The organism is Erwinia rhapontici (assembly GCF_012271765.1).
Lineage (GTDB): Bacteria > Pseudomonadota > Gammaproteobacteria > Enterobacterales > Enterobacteriaceae > Erwinia > Erwinia rhapontici.
The window spans coordinates 324,480-337,528 of record NZ_VRKO01000013.1; the positions used below are offsets into that span (position 1 = coordinate 324,480).

Genomic DNA, 13,049 nt, shown 5'->3' on the forward strand with positions numbered 1-13,049 from the left:
CAGAAATTTATCAAATGCTCTGAGTATTTTATTTAGTCTGATACTACACACGGAGTTTAAGATGGCTATTAGAAGAATTGCATACGCATATTATGATCCAGAGTGGGTGAAAATTTTGCACTCGCTGGCTACTTTAAAAAGAAATACTGTTGAACCTCTGGCTTATTTGTCGCATATGAAAGGATTCCTTTTTTGTCCTTCCTGCTATGAGCATCTTACACGAGTACCAGCAGATCCTGAAAAGGAAATGACATCAAATGAAGTTCCTGCATATTATAAACATCTTAAAGATGATGATGCGCCACAATGTAGTTTACGGTGCGGTCCAATACAATATAAAAAATATGCTACACAAGAAGATGCAAAAAAGGCCGTTGAAGATGAAGAGCTAATAGTTATCAGCGGCTTTCTCCAAGCCCGCCCAGAGAATAATCCAAGGGTCGATTTTGGAGGGGATGAAGCACCTATTGACTCTCATTTTGAGAGGGAGGACGGTAAAGAAGTTTCTCTTCCAATCGCTCGCCATAATGGTGAATCTTTCCGCGTCCCAAGTCAGATAACCAGCATACAATCTTTGTGTGCAAATTTTATTCACAATTATTATCGTGAAATATATCTTTTGGACGAAGAGGGAAGAGCTAAAAAATATAGGTTTTGTGACTCTCTAAAAAATATAAATGAGCTGAGGGAAGAATGCGATGAATCTCGATTTTTATTTGGCACGGTTTTTAGGGTTGAGAGATTTAAAGGGCACTCTAATGTTTGGCTGAAGATTGAGAATAGCACGTCATATCGTGATTTTCGTATAAGAATAACAAACGATACAGCAGAGGGGCGCGGTTTTTTGAATGATAGAAATATTGGTCGCATCACAATGTTCTACAGTAAAGTTAATGAGGCTGGATTAGGTTTTATTACACCTGAGTTAGGTTGGGGTGAGGTTGCGCTACTGCCAGAAAAGTATGATGATTTTTTAAATCGTGTGTATCGCGAAGGAGATACAGATAGTTAAAAAATATCATTATGATTACGTAATGATTAGCATGCTATTAACTGGCGTCGAATGGATACGTTGCCAGTTTATCCGTAAGTATTATTTTTTTCTGGCAATAAATTGCTTCCTCAGCAGAGACGGAAATTTAATAAGTACCACTATACGTTTTTCATCATTATTATTTCTCGCCAAGAGAAAACTCTTCTGAAAGCGTGTCCGCAGTCTCCTGCGTGAACCCGATATAAAATAGCGTTGAAGCCGGGTTTGCCTGGCCCAACAACTTTGTGATGTGCTCCAGCGGTGCGCCGTTTTCAAGCAGGATGCGGTCTTTGCTCTTACGTGGCGTATGGCTCCCACATCCTGGAAACAAGTACGGCGTCCGCACTTCCCGTACTCAGTCAAAACCGCGTTGTGTGAAACTGGCTGGCCCTTCGATCTCAGATCGGACAAGCCAAATAAGTATGATCCGAATCAAGGGCGGCCTTTGGCTCCTTCCCGGCGAACCTGCACGATGAGCGCATATGCCAAGTAGCTATATCCTCAATAACCTCAGCCGATATTTTTGGGTCGTTTTCCTTATCCTTCTGGCAATATTTTTCGAGAATGCTCTATCTCAAAACCATCTGGAACAGGTTTAAAGGGCTTGCCTGGCGAACGGTAACTACTTTGAAATTGTCGCAATGCATTTACGTCAATCTCACCAATTACACAATAATCTGTAATACCGCCTTTGACTCGCAATACATCACGCTTCCAGCTATCTTTGAAGGGGCCTCGGATGCGGCTATCGCCATACTGGCGGTCATTGCATTGGATGATGTAAGCATGGATATCCAGCGCAGCAGACTCGACCAAGGCATTGAAAGTTTCAGTATCCTGATTCCACTCTGGCACAAACAGTGCGTCAACGTTGCCACGCAGCGCTGCGCGATAACTAATATTGGTCAGCTCACTACAAATCAACAAGGAAAAACGAAAATCACCGTGTTGAATGATGGGAGGCGTTGCCCATCTCTTTTCTGGTTCCATTTCCAGCCCTGCTAGCCGTTGTAATTCCTGCTCTTCATGCAGTGCTGGGCGTTGTTTGTCCTGACGGTAAATCATTAGTGAAGGAAAACCCAATCCATCATGAGACAAGGAAGCCCATACCTGATTGTGCACCCTTGCTTTACTGGCATGTAGATATTCAATACCGGTGACAAGTGATATCCCGCGACCTTGTAACTTGCGGGCAATCCTAATAAACCAGTGCGCAGGGAGTGAGAGCTCCGGCAGAATTAAGTAACGACTGTTATGTGGTTGGGCTATCACACCGTCAAGCAAGCGACATAATCTAGTGTAACGGTTGGCATCCTGATCGGCTGAACGCATAACCGCCGCAGTCCAGCTTGCCATGGACGTTTTCCAGCTAGAGACGGCAACCCCATATTTTCCAGCAGATTGGCCGTCAGGAATTTGCAGTACGCCTTGTTTATCGACACAAGGTATTTTATTACCGAGGACAAAACCACGAACAGCGAGAACAACGGCTCGCATTTCTTGCCGAGCTGAGGCTGTATAAGCCTCATTGTTTAGGATAAATAGCTCCGGCAGGCTGAAAGGCCGTGTAGCAAATAATAGTCCATGTGGCAGGATTTTAAATTTGCACCATTTCGCTACTACCTGATTACCAAAAACGACATTATCAGGCAATAATTCTGATGCTTTTGCACAGTGGGCTACTGTTTTCGGAGCGGGTATGCCCCGTTGAGCAATCATCTCTTTTGGTAGACCGATAAAGCGGAATGGCATGTGTGCTAAGTCGAAAGAGAATAATCTTGCCTGCTGTTCTTGGTAGCCCTTTAATGAAAAATCACGACCCAAATATTCTATGTCTAGCCCACACAGGGTGTGCCAATTTTTCAAATGGTCATTCCAGATTTGCTTACCTACTTTGGAAATACGCGGAGGAAATGCTGCAACGATAGCTTCTAGCACACTGCTAAAAAGTTGGGCCCTCCATTTGCCAATAATCTCTTCTTCAGAAGGGAGGTTATCATCAGGACATGCCTTGATCGCAAGGCGGCATTTTTCTCGTACTTCATTGCAAATATTCTCGAGCGCGAAGATTAGTCTGCGCAACTCGACAAAGTCCTCACAGGCCGTGGCCAGTCGGATCACTCGGGGTAGGTAGACTGATAAATCAAAGAATTGTGGCAGAACCACAACATGATCAATAAATGCCCGGAAAAAAGCCTGTCGATGGCCTTTCCATGTGCCCGGTTGTAGGTCACGCTCATAGGCTTCAAAGTCGCGTAGTTTGATTGCAAAACCAGCTCTACGCATAGTCAGTGCATCTGCTTTACGCAAATTGTCAGCGACTTCGCCATTACTTTGAGTTGCAGCAAGCAAATCAGTACCAACATTGTTGGATGAATGCGGTAACCGAGGCATGGCTCGCCACTCGCTGGCTCGTTCATAAATCTGATGAGCAATAGCTTCCACTAAGGTTTTTCCGGGGTCACCCGCCAGGATAAACACTTTATTCTTCGCATTTGCAAAACGAATCTGGCTGTCATGCAGATAGTTTGGTTGAAAACTGATCTGTTTGTTTTCCTCGCCCTTCACCCAGTCCAGTTTGCCGGAAGAACGGTCGAACAACCATTGCCATAGCTCTGCCATGGAACGAAAATTCGCACCATTTTCCATGACCAGAATGATGTCATCTACATACCGTCCGTAATAGATAGGTGCGACTTGCTGCTCAATAACGCGATCCAGCTCAATCAGAGCTACGTTGGCAACAACAGCTGAAGCAGGGAGACCTACTGGTAGCCCTTTCTTCAACGGGGTCTCAATTGCCCATGCTTTTAACGCATTAATGAATAATCGATTAAGCTTGCTTTGTTCAGCAGTGAGTTCCAACTCCAAAATATCTTTGACGAAGGTTGGATCAAGCATAAACCCGGGATTCAGTTCGTGATAGAAAGAACTAACATCAGCAGTGAGTGCCACGATTTTTTTGCTTTCACTTAGCGCGCTCCGCATGGCGTTAATGCCATTGTCACGCCAATCACGAAAAGGTCTGAGATAAGGTTGAAAAGAACCAATTGAAAGTGCATTGATGTCTTTTCCATCTAGAGTACGGCGCAGGCGGTTACCGTAAGCACAGGTAGATAATTTGGCATCAAAAAGATGCCCGACTTTTAACATCCAAAGAGTCGAAAGAACATGAAAATCCAGGCTGCATTGAGCCATTACTCGAAACTCGGCTTTGATTTTTTTTTGTTCGTTTTTCTCAGCCATTGAGTTGCAAGCATATGCCCACTTTTCAGCAGGTGAGGAAAATATGAGACCGTTAGCTTGCGGTTCTCGCTGCTGTTCCCAGCAAGACATGTCTACAGATTTGGTGGCCAGAAACCAGTTGCCAGTGAACTCATTCTCTTCCACCCATGATTCGTCGTCACCTTGTATTTTTCCCTGCAGAACCGTCAGATTCGTATGTAGGGACTCTTCGTAAGCCGCAATTGCTTCCAGCGAAACATGGGATGAATAGTACAAATCGACTTTCGCTTTGCGGTAGGCAAGGCCAAGCTCTTCAAGGCTAATAATCATGCCAATTCCTCTTTAAAAAATAACTACATTCTCAGCTTCTGAATGACCGTTGGCCAGTCGGAAGCAGTCACTTTAATTAACGAGAATGCAACTGTTCCAATAAAACGAATCATCCACTTTTAGATGCCTTCAGAAATAATGATTTCTTGTATATTTGGAAAGCGAAACTCCTTTGAAAATTACAATTCGGCGTTCCAGTTTTCGAAGTATCGCTTAAGTTTTTCAATAGTGTGTCGCCATTTTGGAGTTGTAGGTTTGCAGACCGTATTTTGATTACCGAAGAATCCGACCTCGTTCACGGCCTCTTGTTCACTGCGGGTTTCCAGCCACTTAACGGGCACAAAATACTCGGACTTATCGGGGTCATTTGCATTCCGGTGATAGAGATCGCTGTACTTAAGCACATCCATCGCCAGATTTTCACCGTCGTCAGTGTTAATGGTGAAGCTGCTGGCAGGCTCAACGGCGCTTTGTACAATACCGACGCCGACGTAACCTGTTGCCGGTATTTTCACCCAGACGCGATTGCCAGGCTGAAGCTGTTTTAACGTCTGACTGTACCAGCTCCCTCCACCCGCGCTGATAAACCCGTAGCGGCGCGCCTCTTCCCAGACACGGCTGTTGGAATCGCCAAACGAGACATAAAACTCACCATTCCAGGATTCCTTCGCATTGGCACTTGTGGCAGTGGCCTGTGCGGCATTGGTTTGCGTTTCGCTCGGATCGATAAGCCAGGCGCGACTTAAGAATTGCTCGTCACCGTGCTGGAATACTTTAAAGAACAGAACGTTAATTGAGATGCCGTTCTTACTCAGATAGTCGACGATGCGTTCGGTGGAAGGATCCAGCTCCGCTGCAACAATAATAATTTGATGTGACTTGTTGATGGAATCGTCTTCCAGCTCGGCGTTGAAGCGTTGTCTAAATGCGTCGCCCAAATTTCCACCACCGGAGAATCTATCGTAAATCTGCGACAGACGCTCGGCACTTAAATCATCCACCCAGGAGGCGTAATCCAGCGCCTGAGCAACCACTTCACGTGGCGTGCGGTCGCGTTTCAGTTCAATCAGGATCAGCGACGCATCTGGCGCAATTGCCAGTAGGTCGATACGCCCTTTATCGAGCGTATTCTCCTGATGGCCGATGATCATCCACTGATCGGAGAGGATGGTAGAGTCGTTTAAAATCATCTTCTCCAGTAGTTGCTCGCTGTCGAGTTTGCTGATGGTAAGCGGCTGTGGATTCTCCCCCACTCGCCAGATAGCATGATGAACTGGCATCGTCTGTTCCTTAGTTTAATGCTGCATCTGTAAACGCATCCGCCAGGTGGAGCTGGGTTTGCTGGGCGGATTGGAGGCGGGATTTTAATTGGTCGCAAAGCAACAACAACTCTGTTGATAATTTGACAATTAAATTCTGCTCCTTCAATGGAGGTAAAGGAACTACCCAAGCCGATAAACTTTGCATACTTATATTTGCTTGATTAGCAGTTCCGGTTGACTGTTTATAGATTACATCAAGCAATGAATTAGATTTCATCAATATATTTACAAATTCAGCATTAGCCATAATTACATTGACCTTACAGATACGCTGGTTAAGATAAAGTGTCCGACTCAAACCATCTGGGATTATTGCTGAGTATAAATAATCTCTCTTACCTTTTGTGCCTGTCATTGTTAGTACAATGTCTTTTGAAATAAGCTTATAATCCGATGTATCATTAGCAACGGAGTCCGAAATAAAAACAGGGTTTTCATCCATTCTTATTTGATCAGGCCTAATGTTTCCCATCCTTAAAACCTGATATTTACTATCCTTTATGAAGGATGAACTTTTATATGCAAATCCGCCAATCAAAGACGCAATATTATTCAATCTTACATATTCCCAGCTATCAGGCAAACTAAATGGATGTTCTTCAAATTCCACGGGCGGCAACGGTTTTTGTTTTTTAATTTTCCCTTCTTTCACCAGTTGCGTTTTTTCCTGCTCAATACGTTTAAGCAGTTCAGATGCCGGTTCGTCGTTAGGATCCTGCGGTACCAGTTTACCCATCACAGCCAGTTGCAGAATGGTTTGCTTAAGCGCGTCGATACTCGCTTCAGTGGTAAACAGCGTGTCGAAGTGCTGGCTAATTCGCGCCCAGTTTTCGACGCGTTCTTCAGCATTTTGGCTGTCTGTCAGCGTTGTCAGCAGAGTTACTACTAGTTGCTGATGCGCATCCAGACTGGTCAGGGATTGCTGTTCCAGTTGATCGCATAGGGACATAAGATCATTAACTTTATCTACAATACGGAGTTGTTCTTCTAATGGAGGAATAGCAACTACCCCAGAAAAAAACTGTTTATCATTAATCGCTGGGTAAGCAACTCCAGTTTGACAACTTTCAACATAGTTAATAAATACAGGTGATCGAAGGTAGTGATAGATGAATGTTGCAGAAATGCCTTCCCATGGGTGAACTATTGCAAATGCTGTGCTGGCTATTGGCTCCGGCTGGAAATCTTCATTAATAACTGCAATATTTAGCAAATAAGGACGAACTGTAGAATATACAACCGTATTTCTACGAACAATTTTTCTCGCCCGAGAAGGTGCATCTTGAGCTTGTATTATTGTTGGCTCTGCAACAATGCCTAATTCTTTGTTAATGGATCCAACATCAATATATGTAAAATCATTTTCGGGAGTTTTTTGCCCCCAATCATGGCCAACATGATCCATTCTCACCCACTCCCACCCCACCGGCAACTCAAACGGCTTCTCATCCTCGCTAATTTCCGGCAGCGGTTTCTGCTTTTTAATCTTCCCCTGCTTAACCAGCATCGCTTCCTCGGTAGCAATACGCTTTAACAGCTCTGACGCCGATTCATCATTCGGATCCTGCGGCACCAGTTTGCCGCGCACCGCCAGTTCCAGAATCAGCTCACGCAGTTTCTTAATGCCATAAAGATCAATTTTGCCATTGCTACCGCGCCCCGCCGTGGAGCGGGTTTGCAGCGCGGAAGACCAGATATCGATATGGTCGGTGATCAGCTTCTTAACAGTCATCAGTTCGCCCCCTTGTTACCCGCCAGAGCCGCACCAAGGATATCGCGCAGCTGTTTACGCAGCTCGCTGATTTCCGCCTGCTGCTTCTGGTACTGCGCCAGCAGCTCATCCGGATCGTGGCTGATGGTTTCCCCTTGGTACGGGTTCTTGATATCAAGGTTGAAGTTGCGGGCGATGATGTCGTCGATACTGACTTTCCACGCCTGATTATTATCTTCGCGGCTGGCAAAACCGTCGGCTTCGTTACCCCACCAGTCGATTTCCGTCTGGAACTCTTCAAACTTCATCGGTTTGGTTTTGCTGTAGTTCTTCACGCCGTCCGGGTACGGATGCTCGTAGAACCACACCTCTTTGGTCGGCTGGCCTTTGGTGAAGAACAGAATATTGGTTTTGATACCGGTGTACGGGTTAAACACGCCGTTCGGTAAACGCACGATGGTGTGCAGATTGCACTCTTCGGTGAGCAGCTTTTTAATTTTGGTTTTTACACCTTCACCAAACAGCGTACCGTCCGGCAATACCACCGCCGCGCGGCCTTTGTCTGCCAGCACTTCGATAATGAGTTGCAGGAACAGGTCGGCGGTTTCACGGGTCTGCATTTCCGCCGGGAAGTTTTTCTCGATCCCATCTTCTTCGGTGCCGCCAAAAGGTGGGTTGGTAACAATCACATCAACCTGCTCATCCCAGGAAGAGAGCGGTTTATTCAGCGTGTTGTCATGGCGGATTTGTACTGGTACTTCAATGCCGTGCAGCAGCATGTTAGTGGTGCACAGCAGATGCGGAAGCTGTTTTTTCTCCACGCCGTGGATCTGCTTTTGCAATATCTGGTGGTCAGCGGTGGTTTTAACGTAATGCTCTTTCACATGGTCGAACGAACATGCCAGGAAACCGCCTGTGCCGCAAGCCGGGTCCATTATCGACTCGCCCAGTTTCGGGTCGATGCGATTGACCATAAAGCGCGTCACTGCACGCGGGGTATAGAACTCACCTGCATTACCGGCACTTTGCAGGTCGCGCAGGATCTGTTCGTAAATATCGCCAAACAGATGACGTTCATAGCTGCTGCTGAAGTCGATTTCGTTGAGCTTGTTGATCACCTGACGCAGTAACGTGCCGTTTTTCATATAGTTGTAGGCATCGCTAAACGCCTGTTTGACCACAAAACCACGCGGGTTCTTATCGATCGGAGCCGTGAGGTTTTTCAGTGTCGGGAACAGGTCATCATTTACGAAATCCAGTAGTGCATCACCGGTGATGCCTTCACTGTTCGCCGCCCAGGTACGCCATAAATAGCGCTGCGGGATCGGGAGCTGATAGTCATCCTGCTCCAGTTCCAGCTCTTCTTCCTGGGTATCAAAAATCTTCAGGAACAGCAGCCAAGAAAGCTGCCCGAGACGCTGTGCATCGCCGTCCACACCGGCGTCTTTACGCATAATGTCCTGCAGAGATTTAATGACTGAACTAATCGACATGTTTTCTTACCACTCTTAAAAAAGGATGCCACCGGGGCCGTAAGCGCCTGGTGGCAGAATAGGGGGTGGGTTATCAGGCTGAACGTGGTGGTGACTGGTAAATTTCGCTTTCCAGTTCGTTCACGGCATCTTCGTAGGCCTCTTTGCTACCAAAACTGCTTTTAATAATTTCGAGCGGGCGACCGAGCGAATCGAACGGTTTTAGCTTCAACACTTGGATGTCTTCGATTTCCTGCACGCCTTCGTCGGCGTATTTATCCAGAAGCGTGTTTAATACGTTCTGCGCAGGCTCAGAATATTTAGTGAAGTAGTTACGCTTGCGAACGTTGTCTACACGCTCTTTGCGTGTCAGTGGCGGCTGGCCGTAAACCACATGGCACAATAGATCGAACGGGTCGAGATCTTTGCCCACTTCTTCTGCCAGTACATCCCAAAGCACACCGAGCTGCTCAAGTTCATCAATGATGATCTGTTTGCGGTCCGCAGAGTGCCACTTACGGATGAAGTCATCAAGCGATGCGTAGACTTTATCTTTAAGCAGCGTTTTGCGTGTGTAATCCTGGAAAGATTCAGTGACCAGCTTGCCGTCGGCATCGTAATACTGCACACGTTTTGCCAGGACTTTTACGCTGACACCGTTGACGTGAAACTTACGGGCTTTGTTTTCATCGTCTTCTTCAAAAGCTCCATTCCCTTTGCCTGATGTTGGGTCGTAGGTTGCAGGTGTCTCTGCGACCCCATTAACCAAATCAGATGGCTCTTGCTCTGAGGTTTCATCTTCAAGTTGTTCATCGAAATTAGAATCAGGATCGGTAATCTCTTGCGGCGTGGTGCGGATTACTTTTTCTGGCAAACCGTCGAAACGCGGGTCGGCAAACAGTTCGGTGGCTTTTTTAAAGTCGAGAATGGTGAACCACAGCTTGCCGTATTTTTCGTTGATACGCGTGCCGCGCCCGATGATTTGCTTAAATTTTGTCATCGACTGAATGTTCTGGTCCAGTACCACCAGTTTGCAGGTCTGCGCATCCACACCAGTACTCATCAATTCTGAGGTGGTCGTTATTACCGGATAGGCTTTCTTCGGATTGATGAAGTTATCCAATTGCCCCTTGCCGATGTCATCGTCGCCAGTGATTTTCATCACGTATTTTTCGTTCTTTTTCACCTGCTCGGGGTTGAGGTTGACCAATGCCCGGCGCATGCGTTCTGCGTGATCGATGTCGTTACAGAAGACGATGGTTTTATCCATCGGGTTGGTGCGCTTGAGATAATCAGTGATAGTTTGTGCCACCAGCCAGGTCCGCTCATCAATGACCATCGTGCGGTCAAAATCTTTCTGGTTATAAATACGGTCCTCAATCAGTTCACCGTGTTTATCAACCTGTCCTTTGGTTGGGCGCCAACCCTGCAAGTCGACATCAATATCTACCCGCACAACTTTGTACGGTGCGAGGAAACCATCTTCTATGCCTTCTTTGAGCGAATAGGTGTAAACCGGCTCGCCAAAGTAGTCGGTGCTGGAGACTTCTTCGGTTTCTTTCGGCGTGGCGGTCAGGCCAATTTGCGTGGCGCTACTGAAGTATTCGAGGATTTCACGCCAGGCGCTGTCTTCTGATGCGCTGCCGCGATGGCATTCGTCGATAACAATCAGGTCGAAGAAATCAGGGGCAACCTGTTTAAACGCTTTTTGATGTTCTTCCGGACCGGTAATGGCCTGGTAGAGTGCCAGTTGAATTTCATAGGCCGGATCAATCATCCTGCCAGTCACTTTTGCCATCGCGCTGCCAAAGGGCACGAAGTCGTTAGTTTTGGTTTGATCAACAAGGATATTGCGGTCAGCAAGAAACAGGATGCGTTGCTTATTTTTTGCTTTCCATAGACGCCAGATAATCTGGAACGCGGTATAGGTTTTCCCGGTTCCTGTCGCCATGACTAATAACAGGCGCTTTTGTCCAGCAGAAACAGCTTCTACCGTTTTGTTAATCGCCTGAAGCTGGTAGTAACGGGGGGATTTTCCGGTGCTGTCGTCGTAATAGTCCTGGCTGATGACAGGCAATTGCTCGGCGGTGAAACCTTTCCAGACACAGTATTTACTCCACAACTGCTCTGGCGTTGGAAAATCGTTGAGTGTGATTTCTGATTCAAGCTGTGCGGGATTCGTTTTGTCGTGAAAGATAAAACCATCACCATTAGAAGCAAAGACAAAAGGCACGTCGAGAAGACGAGCGTAATCCAGACCCTGTTGCATACCCTTGCCGATCTCATGCTTATTAGCTTTAGCCTCTATGACTGCAAGCGGCAGTCCAGGCTTGTGGTAAAGCACAATGTCCGCTGATTTCACTGTCAGACGTGCAGCCAGCTTGCCGCGCACCACCACTTTACCATCGCGGAGTTTCACTTCCTGGCGGATCTGCGACATCACATCCCAGCCCGCGCCTTTAACCTCTGGCAGGATGAATTTGGTGATGATGTCCGTTTCAGTCAAATGAGTTTTGTTTACGCCAGCCATAGCAGAACACTCCAAAATATTGGGTTAGTTCTGATTTTACACATATTAGTGCGATACGTAATGACCTGAAACGATGTTTTGGGCAGCAATGGGTAAAATCATTATTCGCTAGAAAAAATCTGCGATTCTCAGCTCATGTGCGAATGCGTCACATACGGGGCATGGGTCATAACACTACTATTTTGATTGGTTTACCGCTGCTGACCCATACCATTTTCAGTACATGCTGTGCAAACCTACTATCTGCGGCGGTGAATAAAGCCCAGTCCACACCCTTGCTCGCGTACACGTCCAGAACAACCGCCAGATAAGACCAACCCTGCGCCGTTTTGATAAAGGTAATATCACCGCCCCACACCTTGTCCGGTTTTGCCACGCTGAACTGACGGGCGAGTTCATTTTTCGTTATGAGTGAGGCTTTATCCCGCACACGATAACGATGCCTGCCGGACTGATGGCTGATAAGCCCGGCTTCCCCCATCAGCCGGGCCGCTTTATAGCAGCTGACCTCTTCGCCTTCCTGTTTCAGGATGGATAGACAGCGTACGGGTCTTGGCTGAGCCACAGCTCATCTGATAAAGCTCAGTGGCTCACCTCTGTTGTCAGTGAAGTTATTACCCCTGAACATGTCCGGATCTATTAAGTCACTACAGATGAAGACTCTCCGGCGTTTCCTGCGCAATGCCCGCTTCCCCTCAAGACGAGATCCCGGGCTTTGTCAGCCCGGAAACGACCTGCTGAAGATCCCCCTCACTGCTGGCATCGGTGACCTCCTGGTTGCTGCCGGAAAGCCTAAAAATTTCGCATTAACAGCCTGCATCAGAAAGCTACTGACCATTCTGAATGCAATGCTTAAAAAGAACGAAGAATGGGATCCTTCGTTTCATCGCCATGCTTCGTAATAATTAACTCAAGACAGTTGCTATGCTCAAAATACCAACGGTAGTGATATTGACAAATTGCGTTCTCAGCTCGATTAAATCGCCACTACAGTGTTGAATGTCTTAAAGACAGTGAAAGGCTGGAGTAATCACTGAAGCTAAGCTACCGTAAAACGGTGGATCAATATTAGACCGTTAGTGGTGATGAAAAATGGATCTCTTTTAAACCGTCATTGACATTATGCACTAATGGCATAGATCCAGTTTTTACATTGTAAGCATACTTTTCCCATTCCAATAGAGATGGCACCAGCGGCAATGCCAGTTTTGCTTTACCGTTTTGCAGTGCGGCAGACTGGGTTCCGGTGGCCGTAAAGGGCCAAACTCTATATTCCCACCTGCAGCTAACTTGTTTGCAGCCTTGCTATAGGGCAGGTTGCAAGAAGCTTGTCCGTCTCCAGTCGCAGTGGTGTATTAACAAGAATTTTTACACCGGTAAGTTCACCAATAACAACATTGATTTATAGTCTGCAGAATTCGCAGAG

The 13,049-nt window shown here is 46.6% G+C and carries 7 protein-coding genes and 1 pseudogene; 2 read left to right on the forward strand and 6 right to left on the reverse strand.

Annotated elements, in window-relative coordinates; all coding sequences use genetic code 11:
* Positions 1-61: 61 nt before the first annotated feature.
* The gene (locus FVB43_RS12585; protein ID WP_167864088.1) at positions 62-1,012 is read left to right on the forward strand and encodes a hypothetical protein; all 951 of its coding nucleotides are present in this window, start codon (positions 62-64) and stop codon (positions 1,010-1,012) included.
* A 558-nt stretch (positions 1,013-1,570) separates the two neighbouring features.
* Here FVB43_RS12585 and FVB43_RS12590 read toward each other — a convergent pair.
* The 6 genes from FVB43_RS12590 to FVB43_RS12615 all read right to left on the reverse strand — a co-directional run bounded on the left by FVB43_RS12590 (position 1,571) and on the right by FVB43_RS12615 (position 12,188).
* Positions 1,571-4,588: a reverse transcriptase domain-containing protein gene (locus tag FVB43_RS12590; RefSeq protein WP_167864089.1), complete on the reverse strand. Its 3,018-nt coding sequence runs from the start codon at positions 4,586-4,588 to the stop codon at positions 1,571-1,573.
* A 179-nt stretch (positions 4,589-4,767) separates the two neighbouring features.
* On the reverse strand, positions 4,768-5,868 hold the full coding sequence (locus FVB43_RS12595) for a PDDEXK family nuclease (protein ID WP_167864090.1): 1,101 nt from the start codon (positions 5,866-5,868) through the stop codon (positions 4,768-4,770).
* A gap of 10 nt (positions 5,869-5,878) precedes the next feature.
* A complete protein-coding gene (locus FVB43_RS12600) occupies positions 5,879-7,642 on the reverse strand; it encodes a restriction endonuclease subunit S (protein ID WP_167864091.1) in 1,764 nt (587 codons plus the stop codon).
* Positions 7,642-9,114 (reverse strand): N-6 DNA methylase, encoded by a 1,473-nt coding sequence (locus FVB43_RS12605; RefSeq protein WP_167864092.1) that lies wholly within the window; start codon positions 9,112-9,114, stop codon positions 7,642-7,644. The genes FVB43_RS12600 and FVB43_RS12605 overlap by 1 nt, the downstream gene beginning before the upstream one ends.
* Positions 9,115-9,187: 73 nt before the next feature.
* The gene (gene hsdR, locus FVB43_RS12610; protein WP_167864093.1) at positions 9,188-11,623 is read right to left on the reverse strand and encodes an EcoAI/FtnUII family type I restriction enzme subunit R; all 2,436 of its coding nucleotides are present in this window, start codon (positions 11,621-11,623) and stop codon (positions 9,188-9,190) included.
* Positions 11,624-11,789: 166 nt separating this feature from the next.
* Complete coding sequence (locus FVB43_RS12615) at positions 11,790-12,188, reverse strand: DDE-type integrase/transposase/recombinase (protein ID WP_167864094.1); 399 nt, start codon at positions 12,186-12,188, stop codon at positions 11,790-11,792.
* Between the two features lie 208 nt (positions 12,189-12,396).
* On the opposite strand from FVB43_RS12615, the pseudogene FVB43_RS12620 reads away from it, so the two are divergent.
* Positions 12,397-12,525: pseudogene (locus tag FVB43_RS12620) on the forward strand (IS110 family transposase); the annotation flags it as partial.
* Positions 12,526-13,049: the final 524 nt, after the last annotated feature.